Here is a 17,240-nt window from a genome sequence, read left to right on the forward strand (position 1 = left end):
CATGAGTCCACACAACCCTTGATGATCACGCGGTGGCCGTTGCCGTTCTCACCCGGCTCCCGGGAAAGATCACGAAGTCGCACTGGAGTACTAGCGGGCCGGGAGATCACCGAGCTGCACGTACGGCCGCCGGGCTGGGACACCCGAATCCGTCTCGGGGGCCTTGAGCTGACGATCTTTTCCCTCTGTCACCGTGACCCTTCGGCGGCCCCGGACTGGACCTTCCGTACGCCGTCGGGCCGGCTGCTTGTCGTCGGTCCGGGGCCGCGTTGGGCGATGACCGCATGACGGCCGTCGACCTCGCTGAGGCCCATCGACGGATCCGCCCACTGCTTGGACAACGCGCATGGGACGTCCCGCAGGGCGTCGGTAGCTTCGTAACCATGGAGTTCGGTGAGCCACTGCCACCCGACCGGTCAGGCCGTGTCTACGGCCAGTGGCATCTGTGGGTCCAGATGGCCGCATGGCGGTTGGAGACGGCTGACGAGGTCCTCGTCAGTTCCGGGGACGAGAGACTCCAGGAGGCGCTCACCCAGCTGGAAGGCAGGCCGCTGACCGGCGTCGTGATCAGGCCGCCCGCGCTGGAGACCCGGTTCGACTTCGACGGGCTACGGCTGGAGACCTTCCCGATCTATCGAAGGGACCCTGAGGAGGGGGAGTTCGAGCACTGGCTCCTGTGGCTGGGCGCCGGAGAGGTGCTGGTAGCGGGCTCGGAGCTGACGGTGGAGCCATCTGGGGATTGATCAGTCTCGATCGTGGGCGGCTCCGGGAAGGCGGTCCGCATGAGCTCAGGCCGTAAGAGCCCGGTTCACTGCCGCTCGTTGATGGCTGCGACCAGCACCGTCGCGTAGTAGCGGACGGCGAGCTTGTCGTACCGCGTGGCGACCGCGCGGTGGCGCTTGACCGTCACCCCCGTGACGGTGCCGCATCGCCCGGCGATCAGGTCACGGACTTCGGCGGACAGACCAGCCCATTGATGGCGCATGGCACCCTCCTTGGGACAGGACCGGGGGCCGGACGGCAAGGCTCACCGTCCGACCCCCGGCCGGCGGTCAGTTCGATTCGTGGCAACCCTGGTGGCACCGCGAGCAGTTGCATGGAAGACGGACGAACCGTCAAGAGCACAGACGCGTACCGTCGCGCACGATGCCGACCTTCAAGGACTCTCGAAAGCCGGCGTTCTGCGCAGGAAGTCGGCCGGGCCGACTTCCTGCGCAGAAGGTCCGGACAATGCCCGCCGCTGCTTTGCGCTTCCTGGAGGGGATGTGGGCGGGTGGGTGCACTCGGGATCGGGGTGGCTTGCGTACGGGGCCCGGCGAAAAGGAATATCGTCCGTCTTCGTCCACCGTGTCGATCTGCCGCCGCGCCGTTCGACCTTGGGATGGAGAGGGTCGGCAGGCGACCCCGTCGAGGAGGTTGAGATGGCGAAGTACATGCTGATCATGCGGGGCACGGACGAGTCCATGGCGAAGATGATGGAGACGCCGTTCGAGGAGATGCTCGAGACCGTGGGGCGCTTCAACGAGGAGCTGATCCGGGCGGGCGTGCTGGTGGCGGCCGAGGGGCTGGACGACCCGTCGCAGGGTGTGGTGGTGGACTTCGGCGGGGAGAGCCCGGTGGTCACCGACGGCCCGTACGGGGAGACGAAGGAGCTGTTCGGCGGCTTCTACCTGATCGACGTCGCCTCGAAGGAGGAGGCCGTCGAGTGGGCCAAGCGGCTGCCGGCGTTCCCCGGCTCGAAGTGCGAGGTGCGCCGGGTGCCGGGCATCGAGGAGTTCCCGCAGGACAACGAGTGGATCGTCAAGGAGCGGGCGTGGCGCGAGCGGACCGGCCAGCTCTGATGCCCGCAGCAACCGACGGCCTGCCGGGCGGCGAGACCGCCCGGCGGGCCGTCGAGGCCGTGTGGCGGATCGAGTCCGCCCGGATCGTCGGCGCGCTGGCCCGCTACACCGGGGACTTCGCGCTCGCCGAGGACGTCGCGCAGGAGGCGCTGGCGGAGGCCCTGGTCAGCTGGGAGCGCGACGGCCCGCCGGCCAGCCCGGTGGGCTGGCTGCTGGCCACCGCCCGGCGCCGGGCCATCGACGCCTTCCGCCGCGCCTCGGCGCTCGACGAGCGGTACGCCGCGCTCGCGGGCCCGCTCGCCGAGGGCGAGTTCAGCACCGGCGCGGCGGGCGCGCCGCAGCAGCCGGACGACCTGCCGTGGGATCCGGACCGGGTCGACGACGACGTCCTGGCCCTGATGTTCACCGCCTGCCACCCGGTGCTCTCCCCCGAGGCCCGGGTGGCGCTGACCCTGCGCGTGGTGGGCGGCCTGTCCAGCGAGGAGATCGCCCGGGCGTTCCTGGTGCCCGTGCCCACCGTCCAGGCCCGGATCACCCGGGCGAAGAAGACCATCGCCGCCGCGCACGTCCCCTTCGAGCTGCCCCCGCGGCAGGAGCGGCGCGCCCGGCTCGGCGCGGTCCTGAGCGTCCTGTACGTGATCTTCACGGAGGGCTCGACGGCGACCGCCGGCGAGGACCTGCTGCGCCCCGACCTCGCCTACGAGGCCCTACGGCTGGCCCGGATGCTGGCCGCCCTGCTGCCCGCCGAGCCGGAGGTGCACGGCCAGCTCGCCCTGTTCGAGCTCACCGCCGCCCGCTTCCCGGCCCGCACCGGCCCGGACGGGGAGGCGGTGCTCCTGGAGGACCAGGACCGGCGCCGCTGGGACCGCTCCGCGATCCGCCGCGGCCTGGCCGCGCTCGGCCGGGCCGCGACCCTGGGGCGCAGCCTGGGCCGGGGTCTGGGCCCGTACGGCCTGCAGGCCTCGATCGCTGCCTGCCACGCGGCGGCGCCCTCGGTGGCGGAGACGGACTGGGAGCGCATCGTGCTGCTCTACGAGGCGCTCGGCCGGGTCGCGCCGTCCCCGGTGGTCGAGCTCAACCGGGCGGTGGCCGTCGCGATGGCCGAGGGGCCGCGGCAGGCGCTGTCCCTGGTCGACGACCTGGCCGTCTCCGGCCGACTCTCCGGCTCGCACCTGCTGCCGGGCGTGCGCGGCGAACTGCTGACCCGGCTCGGCCGCACCGCCGAGGCCCGGGCCGAACTGGAGCTCGCCGCCCGGCTGTGCCGCAACACCCGCGAGCGGGCCGTGCTGCTGCGCAAGGCGGCCGCGCTCGACGCCGAGGGGTGATCGCCCGGCCACGCAGGGGAGTTGAGTACGGGAGCGGATCGCGGGCGCGGGCGCGGCTGACACGTTCCTGAGCCGGGCGCGCCCTACCCCGCGGCCGCGCCGACGGCCGCGGGGTAGGGCGGTTCAGCCGCTCAGGACTGGGGGCGGCGGCCGTGGTTGGCCCCGCGCCTGGCCCGGGCCTTCTTCTTGCGGCGGCGCTTGGACGACATGGCGACTCCTCTCGCGGCTTTCGCAGCCAGGCCCCCTGGTCTTCCACCGTTCCACACCCCGCCCGCCCCGGCCCGTCGAGCGCCGCCCCCGCCCTGGCACACTGGCCCGATGACCACGGACGACGAGCTCCTGCGCCACCAGACCGCCCTCCAGGCCGAAGCCGACGCGGTCCACGCCGACCTCGACCTCGATGCCCTGCTCGGCGCCCTCGGAAAGCCGGTGCGGGTGGGCAGTTCGGCGCTGGGGCTGATGGTGCGCCGGGACCTGGACGTCACCGTGACCTGCCCGCGCCTGGACACCGCCGCCCACCAGCGGGTGGCCGCCCTGGGCGCCCGCCTGGCCCTGCACGAGCGGGTACGGCAGGTGCGCTGGCGCAACGACACCGGCGCCTGGAACGAGGACCCCGCCGCCTACCCGGACGGCCTCTACCTGGGCCTTTCCTACCGATCCCCCGACGGGCTGGACTGGACCCTCGACGTGTGGTTCGTCGACGACCCCGCCCGCCAGCCCGACCTCGCCCACCTGCGCGACCTGCCCCCGCGGCTGACCCCGCAGGCCCGCACCGCGATCCTGCGGATCAAGCACGCCTGGGCAGAGAACCCCGACTACGGGCGCACCGTGCGCAGTTGGGACATCTACCGCGCCGTCCTGGACGACGGGGTGCGCACCCCGCAGGAGTTCGAGCGCCACCGCGCCGGAGCCTGAGCCCGTGGGTCATCCGACCGCCGCGGCCGCCATGTCCCGCACCACCGTGCGCAGCAGCCGGTTGAAGGCGGCGGGCTGTTCCTCGTGCGGCATGTGGCCGGAGCCCTCGATGACGTGCAGGCTGCCGTGCGGGGCGAGGTCGGCGAGGGTGCGGGAGACTGCGAGGGGGATCTGGGTCTCCTGGTCGCCGTGGAGGAAGGCGGCGGGCAGGTCGAGGCCGGGGAGCAGGCCGCGCGGGTCGTAGGAGGCGGCCTCGGCGAAGAGGCGGTCGATGGCCGGGCTGGAGTCGAGGATCTGGGCGATGGTGCGCCGGTGCTGTTCGGGGCCGGCGGTGGTCCCGTACCAGGTGGGCACCCACTCGTGGACGAGAGCGGCGCGGTCGGCGGCGAGGCGGGCGCTCAGTTCGCGCAGTTCGGCGGCCATGCCGGTGCTGGGCCAGTGTCCGGGGCCGTCGACGGAGACGACGCCGCCGACGAGTTCGGGTGCGGCCGCGGCGGCGGCCAGGGCGAAGGTGGCGCCGATGGAGCTGCCGATCAGGATGGGCTGGTCGAGGTCGAGGGCGTCGATCAGGCAGAGCAGGTCGGCGACGTTGCCGGCCACGGTGTGGCCGTCCTCGGGGCGCCCGGAGCGGCCGCAGCCGCGGCAGTCCAGGGCGATCAGCCGGTGGTCGGCGGCGAGGTCGGCGAACTGGGCCTGCCAGACCTGGCTGCTGGTGGCCCAGCCGTGGACGAACACCAGCGGTCGGCCGGTGCCGTGGTCGCGGTAGTAGAGGCGGGTTCCCTGGACGCTCACGTACGGCATGGCGGTGCTCCCTGGATCGGATGGCCGGGTCTTGCTGACGGGTCCAGTCCACCGCTTTCGGGCCGTGCGTCCAAGGCGCATCCGACTCGTACACTCATCAGGAATCGTGATGAATGAGGGGGCGGGTATGGAGCTGCGGCAGGTCCGGTACTTCCTGGCGGTCGCCGAGGAGCTGCACTTCGGGCGGGCGGCCGAGCGGCTGCGCATCGTCCAGCCGACGGTCAGCCAGCAAGTACGGCGGCTGGAACGTGAGTTGGGCGTTGCGCTGTTCGACCGCAGCACCCGCGCGGTGGCCCTGACGGCGGCGGGCAGCGCGTTCCTGCCGCACGCCCGGGCGGTCCTGGCGGCCGAGCGGGCGGCGGTGGAGGCGATGGCCGAGCAGCGCGACGACCAGGCGCAGGTGCTGCGCATCGGCACCAACATCGGGCTGGGCGCGCGGCTGGAGCGCCTGCTGGCGGCGCTGGCCGAACGGGCGCCGCGGCTGACGGTGGAGCTGTGCAGCGCGCCGGCGTCGGTGCGCCTGCAGCAGGTGCGCGACGGGGAGTTGGACGCGGCGTTCGTGCGCGGCCTGGAGCGCAGCCCGGGCCTGGACCTGCTGCCGGTGTGGCCGGACCCGCTGGTCGCGGCGCTGCCGGCGGACCATCCGCTGGCCGCGGCCGGGGCGGTGGAGGTGGCGCGGCTGGCCGCGCTGCCGCTGCGGATCGCGGCGCGCGAGGCGAACCCGCACCTGGTCGACCTGGTCACCGGCGCGTGCCGAGCGGCGGGCGTCGAGCCGGTGCTGGGGCCGGAGTTCACCACCGACCAGGACACCCTGGCCGCGATCGGCACGGGCCGGCCCAGCTGGACGGTCTTCTACGCCTCCCAGGCCGCCGTCCTGCCGGCCGGCCGTACGGTGTTCCGCCCGTTCGCCGAGCCGCTGGCCCTGCAGACCTACCTGGCCGTGCGCCCGAGCGCGCCGGCCCGCCGGCTGGCCCCGCTGCTGGAGGCGTGCCGCGGCATCGCGGAGTCCGATGCCGCCAACGCCGTTGCGGCGGGGGGACTTTAGGGTGGCGACTTGAAGCCCGCCCCCCGTACGCCAGTTGGCGCGCCACCCCCGAGCGAGCCGTTCGTCCGGGTGGACGACGCGGCGCCCGCCCTGCGGATCCAGTCCGCTCACCGTCCCCGGCCGCGCCGCACGGTTGACCTCAACGGCTGCAGCGACTGCGCCCAGCAGGCCCGGCGTTCCTGGTCCAGCGCGCGTTCCAACTGCCGCTGGGCCTGCTCCGGTTCGCACGCCTGGCCGTGGCCGCGCAGTTCGTCGCGCTCGGCGGACAGGCTGCGCACCCTGCTCAACGCCTCGCGGGCCGGGGCCCGTTAGGAGAAACGTCCAGTCCTTGACCGGGGACGCGGCGGACGGCTTGGTAGGCGGCGCCGATGGCTGAGCCCGAACGCCGTCCGGTGTAGTGGGGAAACCTCCGCCGCCACCCACGAAAGGGCGCCCCTTGCCCGCTCGCAGCGCAGCGCACGGCGTCGTCCGGCTCGCCGGGCCCCGGCTGCCCGTCGTCTCCTTCCTCGCCCGCCTGCCCGCCGCCCTGTGCCCGACCGGGACGCTGCTCATGGTCACCGCGCTCGGCGGGGTGGGCCGCGGCGGCGTCGTCGCGGGTGTCCTGTGGGCCGGGCAGGCGGCGGGCGGGCCGCTGCTCGGCCGGCTGGCCGACCGCCGCGGCCACCATCCGGTGATCCTGGCCGCGTCGGTGGCCAACGCGCTGATGACCGCCGCTGTGGTACTGGCCGCGGTGGCCCGGCTGCCCGTGCCCGCGCAGGCCGTCTGCGCGGTGCTCACCGGCCTCACGGTGCCGCAGATCGGTCCGCTGTCCCGGACCCGCTGGATCGCGCTGGCCGGCCGCCGCCCCGACGGCCCCGAACTGGTCGGCTCCGCGCTCGCGTTCGACACCGTGGTGGACGAGACGAGCTTCGTGGTCGGCCCCGCCCTGGCCGGGGTCCTGGCCTGGGCCGTGCACCCGGCGGCGGGGCTGGTCTGCGCCGCGGCGCTGACGGCGGTCTTCGGCGTGCTGTTCGCGCTGCACCCGACGGCTCCCCCGGCGGCGGCGCGCACCACGGCGGCGGGGCGCTCGCGTTTTGGCCCGCTGCTGGTGCTGCTGGCCGTGACGGTGCTGCAAGGCATGATGTTCGGCGCGACCAACACCGGCGTGCAGTACCTCGCCCGGGGCGATGCGGGCATCGGCGGCCTGGTCTGGTCGGCGATGGGCGTCAGCAGCGCGGCCGCCGGGTTCCTCCTGACGTCGTTCTCCGCGCGATTCGACCTGACGGCGCGGCTGCGTTGGGCCCTGGCGGTGCAGGCGCTCCTGTCGCTCACGCTCCTGCCGGTCGACGGGGCGTGGGGCGCGACGGCGGCCGTGGCCGCGATCGGCCTGGCGGTGGCCCCGACGCTGATCGCGGTGTTCGGCCTGGCCGAGCGGATCACGCCGGCCGAGCGCATGGGCGGGGCGATGACGCTGCTGGGCAGCGGGCTGATCGCGGGGCAGGGCCTGGCGGTGACCGCCTGCGGGCCGCTGGCCGGCGGCCACGGCCACACCGCGGCCTTCGCCGTGACCTGCACGGCGGGCGGCCTCGCCCTGGCGCTGGTCCTCGCGCTGGTGCGACCCCGGCGCTACCCGCCGCACCGGACGGCCGTCTCCCGGCTCGTGGCGACGGCCCCGTCCGCCTGAGCACGGCCCCGAGCCCCGCATCCGTCAACCACCAGCCCGCTGTTCACCCGATCAGGGAGGCCGGTGTGCGAGCCGGGGCGGCCGGGACGTAGCGTCGTGACGGCGTACGAAGCAAGGCCGGGGAGGGCGACAGGAGTGCAGGTCATGAGGGTTGGACGGGTCACCGCGGCACTGGCACTGGTGGCGGTGCTGCTGGTGGCGACGGCGTGCGGGGCGCCCCCGTCCGGCAGCGACAGCGACAGGGCCGGCCAGGGGGCCAAGGCCGGCAGGGCGGCGCAGGATCCCGACGGCCGTCCGCTGGCCCTGGTCTACCGCGGCCAGGCGGCCTGCGACGGCTGCCCGGAGGCGGCGCACGACATGCTGGAGCACGACGGCTTCGCGGTGCGCTACATCGGGCCCGACGAGCAGGCCCGCTTCGGCCCGGACGCGCTGTCCGGCGCCGCGCTGTACGTGCAGCCGGGCGGCACCAACGGGCAGGAGGTGAGCACCGCGTGGCGCCTGCTGCGGGGTGACCCGGGCTTCTCCCCGGAGCTGGTGCGCTCCTACGTGCGCGGCGGCGGGCACTACCTGGGCCTGTGCATGGGCGGCTACCTGGCGGGCCAGGAGCCCGGGTACGGCCTCCTGCCGGGCGACTCCGGACAGTACATCAGCTCCCAGGGCGCCACCGTCACCGACGATCAGGACCACCTGGTCGACGTCGCCTGGCGCGGGCAGCCGCAGAAGATGTACTTCCAGGACGGCCCGTACTTCGACGTGGACGGCCCGGGCGTGGAGGTGCTGGCCCGCTACACCAACGACCGGGCCGCCGCCGTGGTCGCCTCCTACGGCGCGGGGCGGGTGGCGGTCAGCGGCCCGCACCCGGAGGCGCCCTCGGACTGGTACCGCGACTACAACCTGCCGGACCAGTCGCAGACCGGCCTGGGCCTGGGCGAGGACCTGCTGCACACCCTGATGGGCACCGCACCGACGTCCTGACCCCCCGTCACGGTGCGGCGTGCGGCATCCCCGGGGCCCTGTTCCCCCACCGCCCCCGGCGGCCTACCCTCTCGCCCATGGACGGACACCGGGATCCCCCCTTCGACCCGACGGCCGAACTGGCCCGCATCCGCGCCGCCACCGACCGCCTGCTGCGCACCGCCGCCCGTCTGACCGACGCCGACGTCCGGGCGCCCTCGCTGCTGCCGGGCTGGTCACGCGGGCACGTGCTGACGCACCTGGCGCGCAACGCGGACGGCGGGCGGCGGCTGCTGTCCTGGGCCCGCACCGGAGTGCGCACGCCGGAGTACCCGGGCCTGGCGCAACGGGACGCCGAGATCGAGGCCGGGGCCGGGCGCGGCGCGGCCGAGCTGCTGGCCGACCTGCGCGCGAGCGCGGCCGCCTTCGAGGCCGAGTACCGGCGGATGCCGGCCGGGGCGTGGCAGCACACGGTGCGGTGGACGCGCGGTCAGGAACGGCCCGCCTTCCGCGCGGCGGACGCGCGGCGGTGCGAGGTGCTGGTGCACCACGTGGACCTGGACGCCGGGTTCACGCCCGCCCAGTGGCCGCCGGACTTCACCCACGCCATGCTCGCCCGGGTCGCGGCGGCCCTCGCCGCCCGCCCGGACGCCCCCGCCGTGCGGCTGCGGGCCACCGACACCGGCGCGGCCCACGACCTCGGCGCGGCAAACTCGCGGGCCCCGCTGGCCCGGGCCCCGCAGCACGTCCTGCTGGCCTGGCTGATGGGGCGCGCCCCGGCGCCCGCGCCGGGGCTGCCCGAGCCGCCGTTCCTGTACTGACCCGCACCACCTCCCCGCACTAGTGCACTCCGCCCCGCCCCGGCCCGCCCCCCGCCTGCGCAAAGCCCCCACGCAGACCCCCGCAGTCGCCCCGCAGCCGCCCCAGGCCGCCGCGAAGCGCCCTAGTGCACTAGTGCATTAATCCCAAATAACCGCAGAACATGGCTTGTTGAGCCTCGCGCGTACGGCGTACGGTTACGGGCATGGAGAACACCGACATCCTCATCTCCGGCGCCGGCATCGCCGGCCCCGCCCTCGCCTACTGGCTGCGCCGCCACGGCTTCCGCCCCACCGTCGTCGAGCGGGCCCCCGGGCCGCGCCCCGGCGGGCAGGCCGTCGACCTGCGCGGCGCCGGACGCACCGTCATCGAGCGGATGGGCCTGATGGATCGGGCCCGCGCGCTGTGCGTGGAGCAGCGCGGCATCGCCCTGGTCGACCGCCGCGGCCGGCACACCGCCCGGATGCCCGTGGAGCTGTTCGGGGGCGAGGGCATCGTCTCCGAGATCGAGATCCTGCGCGGCGACCTCGCCGACCTGCTCCAGGAGGCCACCGACGGCGTGGAGTACCTGTACGACGACACCGTCACCGCCCTGGCCGAGGACGCCGACGGCGTCACCGTCCACTTCGAGAACTCCCCCGCCCGCCGCTTCCACCTGGTCATCGGCGCCGACGGGCTGCACTCGGTCGTACGGCGCCTGGCCTTCGACCCCGAGCAGGACCACTACCGCCCGCTGGGCGGCTACCACTGCTGGTTCACCGTCCACGACCCGGCGCTCGCCCGCAGCCTGGACAGCTGGTTCCTGATGTACAACGCCCCCGGTGGGCTGGTCGCCGCCGCCCGGCCGGGCCGGCTGCCCGGCGAGGTCAAGGCCTCCCTCGGCTTGCGCTGCGACCCGCTCGCCCTCGACCGCCGCGACACGGCCGCCCAGCGGCGCCTGCTCGCCGCGCGCTTCGCCGGCGCCGGCTGGGAGGTGGACCGCCTGCTGTCCCGGATGGCCACCACGGAGGACTTCGCCTTCGACTCCTTCGGTCAGATCCACCTCGACCGCTACAGCCGCGGCCGCACCGCGCTGCTCGGCGACGCCGGCTACAGCCCCAGCCCGCTCACCGGCCTGGGCACCAGCCTCGCCCTGGTCGGCGCCTACCTGCTCGCCGGTGAACTCGCCGCCGCGGCGGGCGACTTCACCACCGCCTACGCCCGCTACGAGGAGCTGATGCGCCCCTACGTGGCCCGCGCCCAGGAGCTTCCGCCCGGCGGCGTGCAGGGCTACGCCCCGAACAGCGCCCTGATGATCCGCCTGCGCGCCGCCTCCATGCGCTGGATGGGCCGCTGGCCGCTGCGCAGCATCCTGGCCGCCCAGTTCGCCAAGGCCGGCGACATCGCCCTGCCCGACTACCCGCTGCCCGCCCGCGCCGCCTGAATCCGCGCCGCCCGAGTCCGCGCCGTCTGACGCGAACCCCGCACTTGCACCTCACCCGACGTCAGGAGGAATGCTCGTGCCATGCCCTTCTCCGAAGAACAGACCTGGAAGGTCGGCCCGCTCGCCGAGGCCGGTGGACTGACCGTACGCACCCTGCACCACTGGGACCAGATCGGCCTGCTCAGCCCCTCCCGGCGCACCGCCTCCGGCCACCGCGCCTACACCGAGCAGGACGTCGCGCGCCTCTACCAGATCCTCGCCCTGCGCCGCCTGGGCCTGGGCCTGGAGACCATCGCCACCTGCCTGGACGCCGGCGTCGACCCGCGGCGGCTGGTGCGCGAGCACCTGGCCGCCACCGAGGCCTCCCTCTCCGCCCTGCACACCCTGCGCGAACGCCTCGGCCGCCTGCAGCGCGAACTCGACGCCGAACGCGCCCCCGGCACCGCCGACCTGCTGCGCCTGGTCCAGGCCGTCGGCGCCACCGGACCGGCCGCCGACGAGGCCCTGCGCCGCCACCTCGACGACGACCAGCTGCACGCCCTCGCCGACCACGCCGCCGCCCTCGGCCCCGCCGCCCACTACCTGCTGGAGGTCGAATGGCCCCAGCTCTACCGCCGCGCCGAAGCCCTGCGCACCGCCGGCACCGACCCGACCGACCCCCGGGTGCGCCGCATCGCGGCGCGCCTGGACGAACTCTCCCGCCTCTTCAGCGGCGGCGACACCACCCTGTCCGCGGCCGTGCGCACCGCCTGGCGCGAGGACCCGGCCGCCCTCTCCGGCGACCCCACCGCCCCCGCCGACGCCTGGGCCCCGCTGCGCGCCTTCCTCGACCGGGCCCGCGAGGCGTCACGGTGAACGGTCCGATGCCCCACCACATCCGGCTGCGCGTCAGCCTGCTGAGCACCCTGCCCGTGCTGGCCGCGGCCGCCCTCGTGCTGCCCCCGCTCGCCCTGGCCGGCCTGCTCCCCTGGTCCCTGCTGCCCACCCTGGCCCTGGCCCAGGGCGTCCAGGCCTGCCTGGTCTTCCGCCGCCTGGGCCGCACCCCGGGCGGTACGGTGCCCGGGCCTACTTCGTGCGGGGCTGGTTGAAGCGCAGCATGTTGCCCGCCGGGTCGCGGAAGGCGCAGTCGCGCACGCCGTAGGGCTGGTCCATCGGTTCCTGGAGGACCTCGGCGCCGGCGGCGCGGATGCGTTCGAAGGTGGCGTCACAGTCGTCGGTGCGGAAGATGACGCCGCGCAGCAGGCCCTTGGCCAGGAGTTCGGCGGCGGCCTGGCGGTCGTCCTCGGAGGCGTGCGGGTCGGCCAGCGGGGGTTCCAGGACGATCTCCACGCCGGGCTGTTCGGGAGAGCCGACGGTGACCCAGCGCATGCCCTCGAAGCCGACGTCGTTGCGCACCTCGAAGCCGAGCACGTCGCGGTAGAAGGCGAGCGCCTTGTCGTGGTCGTCGACGGCGATGAAACACTGCGCGAGTTCGATGCTCATGCCCGTCAGGCTACGGGAGGGGAAGCGTCCTTCACCTCCGTACGGCGCACGGGGCGGGTGCGGATCTTGGCGATGCAGGCGGGGATCGGTTCGCCGTCGGCGTGGTCGCGGGCGCGGTAGGCGCTGGGGCTCTCGCCGACCAGTTCGGTGAAGCGGGTGCTGAAGGAGCCCAGCGAGGTACAGCCGACGGCCATGCACACGTCGGTGACGCTCAGGTCGCCGCGCCGCAGCAGGGCCTTGGCCCGTTCGATCCGGCGGGTCATGAGGTAGCTGTACGGGGTCTCCCCGTAGGCGGCGCGGAAGCTGCGGGAGAAGTGGCCGGGCGACATCAGCGCGGTGGCGGCCAGCGCGGGCACGTCCAGCGGCTGGTCGTACTCGCGGTCCATCCGGTCGCGGGCCCGGCGCAGCCGGACGAGGTCGGCGAGGGGTACTCGGGTGGGCACACCAGCCACCCTACCGAGTGCCCCTGGCGAACTCCCCCGCCCGGCGGCGGCCCGCTCGCGCCGGCCGCGCCGGGCCGACCACCCTGGAGGGTGGACACCGACGACGAAGCGCCCTCCCCGCGCGCGCCCGGCAGCGGGGCGGTGGCCCTGGGGGTGCTGGTGGCCACCGCGCTGGTGCTGCTCGCCCAGGCGGCCAGCGGCCCCAGTTCCCGGCTGGTGCTGCTGCTGGTGTTCCTGCCCGCGCTGCTGGCGGGCCTGGGCACGGTGGCGCAGACGGTGGCCGTCTCGGTGTGGGTGAGCGCCGTGGTGGTGGTCCACTCGGCGCTGTACCCGCCCGCGGACCTGCCGGCCCGGCTGGGCACCCTGCTGGGCGTGATCGCCGCCGAGGCCGCCGTGATCGGCCTGTGCGCGCGGCGGGTGCGGCGCGAGCGCCAGCTGTTCCGGATACGCCAGAGCGCGGTGGCGCTGCAGCGCCAGCTGCTGCGCCCGCTGCCGGTGCGCACCGCGGAACTGGACCTGTTCGGGCTGTACCGGCCGGTGGAGGAGGACACCCTGGTCGGCGGTGACCTGTACGACGTCGCCGAGACCCCGCACGGCACCCGGGTGCTGGTCGGCGACGTGCAGGGCAAGGGCCTGCGCGCGATCGGCATGGGCTTCGCGGTGTTGAGCGCCTTCCGGGAGGCGGTCTTCCGGGAGGCGGAGCTGACGGCCGTGGCCGACGCCCTGGAGGCGGCGGTCGAGCGCCACAACGCCTACGTCGTGCAGAGCGGCGAGCTGGAGCGCTTCGTCACCGCCACGGTGCTGTGCGTGCGGCGCGGCGGCGAGATACGGGCCGTCAACTGCGGCCACCTCGCGCCGTGCCTGCTGCACGCCGACGGCCGGGTCGAGGCCGTCCGGCTGCCCGCCGGGGTCCCGCTGGGCCTGGCGGCCCTGACCGGCGAGCCCCGGACGGTGGAGCGCTTCGCGGTGCCCGAGGGCGGGGTGCTGGTGCTGCTGACCGACGGCATCACCGAGGCCCGGGACGCCTCCGGTGCCTTCTACCCGGCCGAGCAGGGTCTCGCGGACCTGGCCGGCACGCCGGCCGCCGAACTGCCCGAGGCGCTGGACGGGCGCGCCCGGCGCTGGAGCGGCGGGCGCAGCCGCGACGACGTCACGGTGCTGGTGCTGCGCCCGGCCCGCTGAGCCCTACCGTCGGATGTCCTCGCGCGGGCCCCTCGTTCGCGGTGCGGGCCCTCGTACGGGGTGCGGGCCCTCGTTCGGGGTGCGGGCCCTCGTTCGGGGTGCGGGCCCCGGCTGCGGGTCCCATCAGGGGCGATCTAGGGTGGCTGGCATGATCCCCTCTCCGATATCCGGCCCGATATCCGACCCCGCCGAGGCCCTGCGGGTGCTGCTGGAGGGCAATGCCCGGTTCGTCGCCGGCAGTCCCGAGCACCCCAACCAGGACGCCGGGCGGCGCGCCGCGCTCGCGCCGGTGCAGAAGCCCTTCGCCGTGCTGTTCGGCTGCTCGGACTCCCGGCTGGCCGCCGAGATCATCTTCGACCAGGGTCTGGGCGACCTGTTCGTGGTGCGCACCGCCGGGCACGTGACGGGCGCGGAGGCGCTGGGCAGCGTCGAGTACGGGGTGGCCGTGCTGGACTGCCCGCTGGTGGTGGTGCTCGGCCACGACTCCTGCGGCGCGGTGGCGGCGGCCCTGGACTCCCTGGAGGAGGGCCGGCTGCCCGGCGGCTTCGTGCGGGACGTGGTGGAGCGGGTGACGCCGAGCGTGCTGTCCGCGCGGGCGGCGGGCATCGAGGACCCGGACGCCATCGTGGACGAGCACATCCGCCAGACCGTGGACCTGCTGCTGGAGCGCTCCCAGCTGCTGGCCTCGCGCCTGGCCGAGGGGCGGCTCGCGGTGGTGGGACTGTCGTACCGGCTGCACGACGGCCAGGCCCGTACGGTCGCCTCCCGCGGCGTCAGCTGACGGCGGCGCGCACGGGAGCTGACGGGAACTGGACGTCCGATCCCCGCCAGCGCCGGTGCGCGGGCGGGGGCAGAGTCGGTGGCCTACGGCGGATCACCCCCGGTCCGCCCGTTTCCCCGATCCGAGGAACGGCTCTTCCCGTGCACAAGGTCACCGATCTCAAGGTCCTGTACTTCGGCACCCCGGTGGTGCTGATCGGCTCGCGCAACGAGGACGGCAGCGCCAACCTGGCGCCGATGTCCTCGGCCTGGTGGCTGGGCCAGTCGTGCGTGCTGGGCCTGGGCAACATCTCCCAGACCTCCGCCAACCTGCGGCGCGAGGGCGAGTGCGTGCTCAACCTGCCCTCCGCGGCGCAGGTCGATGCCGTCGACGCCCTCGCGTTGCTGACCGCCAGCCCGCACATCGCCGAGTACCGGCGTGAGCAGGGCTACCGCCACGAGCGGGACAAGTTCGGCGCCGCAGGGCTGACCGAGCTGCCCGGCGAGCTGGTGCGGGCGCCGCGGGCCGCCGAGTGCCCGGTCCAGCTGGAGTGCCGGGTGGAGGCGGCCACCCCGCTGGCGGGCAACGAGGGGTGCACCGCGTTCGAGGTCACCGTGGTGCGCGCCCACGTGGACGAGCGGCTGATCATGCCGGGCAGCGACCACTACGTGGACCCGGTCGGCTGGGACCCGCTGATCATGAAGTTCTGCGAGTTCTTCGGCGAGGGCCGGCGCCTGACCCCCTCCCGCCTGGCCGAGGGCTGGCGCATGCCGGGCAGGCTGCCGGCCACCGTGTGACGGCCGCCGTGTGACGGCCGGAGCCCGCTGCCGCGCTCACGGCGCGATGGTCGCCCCGCAGGAGTCGCACACCCGGGTCGCGGGAAGCTCCAGGAAGCAGGTCGGGCAGATCGCCGGCGGGCGCGGCGCGGGCGCGGCGGCGGCGGTGGCGGTGGCGGTGGTGGTGGGGCGGGCGGCCTTGCGGGTCACCGCGGACTTCAGCCGCGGGGCCAGTGCCGGGATGCCGCCGTCGGCGGGCAGGTCGGCGCCGAAGTGGCGGTAGCAGGCCAGCCGGGCGGCGGCGGCGTGCTGCTCGCGGTCCATCTCGTCCACGATCGGCGGCTGCCCGGCCACGGCCAGCACGTCCTGGTAGCCCGCCCCGACCATGCCGTCGGTGGCGTGCACCACCAGGGCGGTCAGCGGCGGGTCGCCGCGCCGGTGGGCCTCGCGCACCACCAGGGCCAGCACCTTGCCGATCCAGTGCCGCTGGTTGATGCTGGTGCGCACCCCGGAGGCCTGCTGGACGGCCTCGGCCAGCTCGGCGTAGGTGATCACCGCGTGGTAGCGGCGTGCCACGTCCACCAGGGCCGGGTAGGCCGCTCTGGTCCACACGATGTGCGCCTGGCTGACGGCGACGGCCGAGCCGTCCGAGTCCCGCCAGTAGCCGCGCTGCTGCTGCGTCATCCGTCCGCCCCTGTTCCGTTCTGCCTGTCGGCCCCCGCCGGGAGCGAGGCTACCTGGCGCGGGTGTCCGTCTTCCTGTCGGGGCGGGCAGGCGGGCTTGACTTCAAGTGCTGTTGAAGTCGTCCAATGGGTGCCGACCGCAGCCGTACGGGCTTCCGCGGTCGATGCCCCGCCCGTACGGGAACGGACCGGGGCCGGGGCTGCCTCCTTTCGATCGTGCCGCTGGCGGCCCCGGCCCCTGTTCACCAGAGCCCCGGGACGAGGCGTTTGCGGCCGCGCGCGTAGCTGCGGTAGCGCTCGCCGAGCGTGTGCAGCAGGGCCTGCTCCTCCACCCGGATGCGGTGCACCAGGCCGGCGGTGAAGGCGGCGGTCAGGGCGAGCGGGGAGAGCCAGTTGCCGATCACCAGGCCCAGAGCGACGACGGCCAGCAGCAGCGCGGTGTAGCCGGGGTGGCGCACGTAGCGGTAGGGGCCGGTGTCGATCACCGGCTGGTCGGGGCTGGTGCGCACGGTGAAGGTGAAGTACCGGCCCAGCGCGTGGAAGGACCACCCGCGCAGTGCCAGGGCGCACCACCACAGCGCCAGTCCCGCCCAGGCCCAGCCGCGCCCGGTCCCGGCCCCCGGCACCCCGAGTGCCAGCGCGTACGCCGCGGCGAACCCGGCCAGTGCCGCCGCCCGCAGCACCCCGGTGCCGCCGTGCGCGGCCGCCGGCGCCTCCGGCCGCCGTCGGCGCCCCTGCCGCGCCTCGGCGACCAGCCACACCAGCGCGGTCGCCGCCACCAGGGCGCGGAACTGCGCACTCGGCTGGTACTGCACACCTCCACGGTACGGGCCGGCGCGCGGCGTCGTTCGCTGCCCGGCCGGCCCCCGCCGTGCACCGTTACGACTGCGGCCGGGCGCGCTCGGCGAGGGTGTGGGCGACGAGGGCGTTGGCGTGGCCGTGGCCGAGGCCGTGGTCGGCCTTGAGCCAGGCGACGAGTTCCATGTGCCTGGTGAGCGGGGAGGTGCGGATCAGGTCCTTCCATTCCTCGATCGGGCGGCCGTACTTCTTCTCGATGGAGGGGAAGTACGAGGCGGGGCCCTTCACAGTTGCCGTGGTCATGTCCGGTGTCCTCCCAAGTGCGGGCAA

22 protein-coding genes are annotated in these 17,240 nt (G+C 74.9%); 14 read left to right on the forward strand and 8 right to left on the reverse strand.

All coding sequences use genetic code 11. The features are described 5' to 3' along the window. Positions 1 to 284 precede the first annotated feature (284 nt). Entirely contained in the window at positions 285 to 743 is a 459-nt protein-coding gene (locus ACIG5E_RS34890; protein WP_396540505.1) for a hypothetical protein, read from the forward strand. 65 nt (positions 744 to 808) lie between these two features. Here ACIG5E_RS34890 and ACIG5E_RS34895 read toward each other — a convergent pair whose 3' ends face one another. Continuing rightward, positions 809 to 985 (reverse strand): hypothetical protein, encoded by a 177-nt coding sequence (locus ACIG5E_RS34895; RefSeq protein WP_396540507.1) that lies wholly within the window; start codon positions 983 to 985, stop codon positions 809 to 811. A gap of 436 nt (positions 986 to 1,421) precedes the next feature. On the opposite strand from ACIG5E_RS34895, the gene ACIG5E_RS34900 reads away from it, so the two are divergent. The 3 genes from ACIG5E_RS34900 (at position 1,422) to ACIG5E_RS34910 (ending at position 4,081) form a co-directional block, all read left to right on the forward strand. Continuing rightward, the gene (locus ACIG5E_RS34900; RefSeq protein ID WP_396540509.1) at positions 1,422 to 1,841 is read left to right on the forward strand and encodes a YciI family protein; all 420 of its coding nucleotides are present in this window, start codon (positions 1,422 to 1,424) and stop codon (positions 1,839 to 1,841) included. Beyond that, positions 1,841 to 3,166 carry an RNA polymerase sigma factor gene (locus ACIG5E_RS34905; RefSeq protein WP_396540511.1) on the forward strand — a complete coding sequence of 442 codons (1,326 nt, stop codon included), beginning with the start codon at positions 1,841 to 1,843 and terminating at the stop codon, positions 3,164 to 3,166. Before ACIG5E_RS34900 ends, ACIG5E_RS34905 begins: the two co-directional genes overlap by 1 nt. A gap of 318 nt (positions 3,167 to 3,484) precedes the next feature. Further along, positions 3,485 to 4,081 carry a hypothetical protein gene (locus ACIG5E_RS34910; protein WP_396540513.1) on the forward strand — a complete coding sequence of 199 codons (597 nt, stop codon included), beginning with the start codon at positions 3,485 to 3,487 and terminating at the stop codon, positions 4,079 to 4,081. 9 nt (positions 4,082 to 4,090) lie between these two features. Here ACIG5E_RS34910 and ACIG5E_RS34915 read toward each other — a convergent pair whose 3' ends face one another. Continuing rightward, complete coding sequence (locus ACIG5E_RS34915) at positions 4,091 to 4,882, reverse strand: alpha/beta fold hydrolase (protein ID WP_396540515.1); 792 nt, start codon at positions 4,880 to 4,882, stop codon at positions 4,091 to 4,093. A gap of 127 nt (positions 4,883 to 5,009) precedes the next feature. On the opposite strand from ACIG5E_RS34915, the gene ACIG5E_RS34920 reads away from it, so the two are divergent. Next, positions 5,010 to 5,927 carry a LysR substrate-binding domain-containing protein gene (locus tag ACIG5E_RS34920; RefSeq protein ID WP_396540517.1) on the forward strand — a complete coding sequence of 306 codons (918 nt, stop codon included), beginning with the start codon at positions 5,010 to 5,012 and terminating at the stop codon, positions 5,925 to 5,927. A 107-nt stretch (positions 5,928 to 6,034) separates the two neighbouring features. Here the strand turns inward: ACIG5E_RS34920 and ACIG5E_RS34925 are convergent, their stop codons facing one another. Continuing rightward, positions 6,035 to 6,205, reverse strand: coding sequence for a hypothetical protein (locus ACIG5E_RS34925; RefSeq protein ID WP_396540519.1), 171 nt, complete (start codon positions 6,203 to 6,205; stop codon positions 6,035 to 6,037). 158 nt (positions 6,206 to 6,363) lie between these two features. Here ACIG5E_RS34925 and ACIG5E_RS34930 point away from each other — a divergent pair, with 158 nt between their 5' ends. From ACIG5E_RS34930 to ACIG5E_RS34955, 6 genes are all read left to right on the forward strand, one after another. Next, positions 6,364 to 7,590, forward strand: a complete 1,227-nt coding sequence (locus tag ACIG5E_RS34930; protein WP_396540521.1) for an MFS transporter — start codon at positions 6,364 to 6,366, stop codon at positions 7,588 to 7,590. A gap of 144 nt (positions 7,591 to 7,734) precedes the next feature. After that, the gene (locus ACIG5E_RS34935; protein ID WP_396540523.1) at positions 7,735 to 8,565 is read left to right on the forward strand and encodes a BPL-N domain-containing protein; all 831 of its coding nucleotides are present in this window, start codon (positions 7,735 to 7,737) and stop codon (positions 8,563 to 8,565) included. 77 nt (positions 8,566 to 8,642) lie between these two features. After that, positions 8,643 to 9,365, forward strand: coding sequence for a maleylpyruvate isomerase N-terminal domain-containing protein (locus ACIG5E_RS34940; RefSeq protein ID WP_396540525.1), 723 nt, complete (start codon positions 8,643 to 8,645; stop codon positions 9,363 to 9,365). Positions 9,366 to 9,568: 203 nt separating this feature from the next. Continuing rightward, positions 9,569 to 10,786, forward strand: coding sequence for an FAD-dependent monooxygenase (locus ACIG5E_RS34945; RefSeq protein ID WP_396540527.1), 1,218 nt, complete (start codon positions 9,569 to 9,571; stop codon positions 10,784 to 10,786). A gap of 81 nt (positions 10,787 to 10,867) precedes the next feature. Beyond that, on the forward strand, positions 10,868 to 11,641 hold the full coding sequence (locus tag ACIG5E_RS34950; RefSeq protein ID WP_396540529.1) for a MerR family transcriptional regulator: 774 nt from the start codon (positions 10,868 to 10,870) through the stop codon (positions 11,639 to 11,641). 8 nt (positions 11,642 to 11,649) lie between these two features. After that, positions 11,650 to 11,874: a hypothetical protein gene (locus ACIG5E_RS34955; RefSeq protein ID WP_396540531.1), complete on the forward strand. Its 225-nt coding sequence runs from the start codon at positions 11,650 to 11,652 to the stop codon at positions 11,872 to 11,874. Here ACIG5E_RS34955 and ACIG5E_RS34960 read toward each other — a convergent pair. Next, positions 11,852 to 12,268 carry a VOC family protein gene (locus ACIG5E_RS34960; protein WP_396540533.1) on the reverse strand — a complete coding sequence of 139 codons (417 nt, stop codon included), beginning with the start codon at positions 12,266 to 12,268 and terminating at the stop codon, positions 11,852 to 11,854. The genes ACIG5E_RS34955 and ACIG5E_RS34960 overlap by 23 nt on opposite strands. 5 nt (positions 12,269 to 12,273) lie before the next feature. Further along, on the reverse strand, positions 12,274 to 12,654 hold the full coding sequence (locus tag ACIG5E_RS34965) for a helix-turn-helix transcriptional regulator (protein WP_396540604.1): 381 nt from the start codon (positions 12,652 to 12,654) through the stop codon (positions 12,274 to 12,276). A gap of 147 nt (positions 12,655 to 12,801) precedes the next feature. On the opposite strand from ACIG5E_RS34965, the gene ACIG5E_RS34970 reads away from it, so the two are divergent. The 3 genes from ACIG5E_RS34970 to ACIG5E_RS34980 all read left to right on the forward strand — a co-directional run bounded on the left by ACIG5E_RS34970 (position 12,802) and on the right by ACIG5E_RS34980 (position 15,450). Next, positions 12,802 to 13,893 carry a PP2C family protein-serine/threonine phosphatase gene (locus ACIG5E_RS34970; RefSeq protein WP_396540535.1) on the forward strand — a complete coding sequence of 364 codons (1,092 nt, stop codon included), beginning with the start codon at positions 12,802 to 12,804 and terminating at the stop codon, positions 13,891 to 13,893. A 148-nt stretch (positions 13,894 to 14,041) separates the two neighbouring features. Beyond that, positions 14,042 to 14,674: a carbonic anhydrase gene (locus ACIG5E_RS34975; protein WP_396540537.1), complete on the forward strand. Its 633-nt coding sequence runs from the start codon at positions 14,042 to 14,044 to the stop codon at positions 14,672 to 14,674. A 140-nt stretch (positions 14,675 to 14,814) separates the two neighbouring features. Then, complete coding sequence (locus ACIG5E_RS34980; protein WP_396540539.1) at positions 14,815 to 15,450, forward strand: flavin reductase family protein; 636 nt, start codon at positions 14,815 to 14,817, stop codon at positions 15,448 to 15,450. Positions 15,451 to 15,486: 36 nt separating this feature from the next. On the opposite strand, the gene ACIG5E_RS34985 is transcribed toward ACIG5E_RS34980, so the two are convergent. The 3 genes from ACIG5E_RS34985 to ACIG5E_RS34995 all read right to left on the reverse strand — a co-directional run bounded on the left by ACIG5E_RS34985 (position 15,487) and on the right by ACIG5E_RS34995 (position 17,213). Then, positions 15,487 to 16,113 carry a hypothetical protein gene (locus tag ACIG5E_RS34985; RefSeq protein WP_396540541.1) on the reverse strand — a complete coding sequence of 209 codons (627 nt, stop codon included), beginning with the start codon at positions 16,111 to 16,113 and terminating at the stop codon, positions 15,487 to 15,489. A 241-nt stretch (positions 16,114 to 16,354) separates the two neighbouring features. Beyond that, complete coding sequence (locus tag ACIG5E_RS34990) at positions 16,355 to 16,927, reverse strand: methyltransferase family protein (protein ID WP_396540543.1); 573 nt, start codon at positions 16,925 to 16,927, stop codon at positions 16,355 to 16,357. A gap of 64 nt (positions 16,928 to 16,991) precedes the next feature. After that, complete coding sequence (locus tag ACIG5E_RS34995; protein WP_396540545.1) at positions 16,992 to 17,213, reverse strand: DUF4287 domain-containing protein; 222 nt, start codon at positions 17,211 to 17,213, stop codon at positions 16,992 to 16,994. Between the last annotated feature and the right edge of the window lie 27 nt (positions 17,214 to 17,240).

The sequence above is a fragment of the Kitasatospora sp. NPDC053057 genome, from assembly GCF_044546945.1.
GTDB lineage: Bacteria > Actinomycetota > Actinomycetes > Streptomycetales > Streptomycetaceae > Kitasatospora.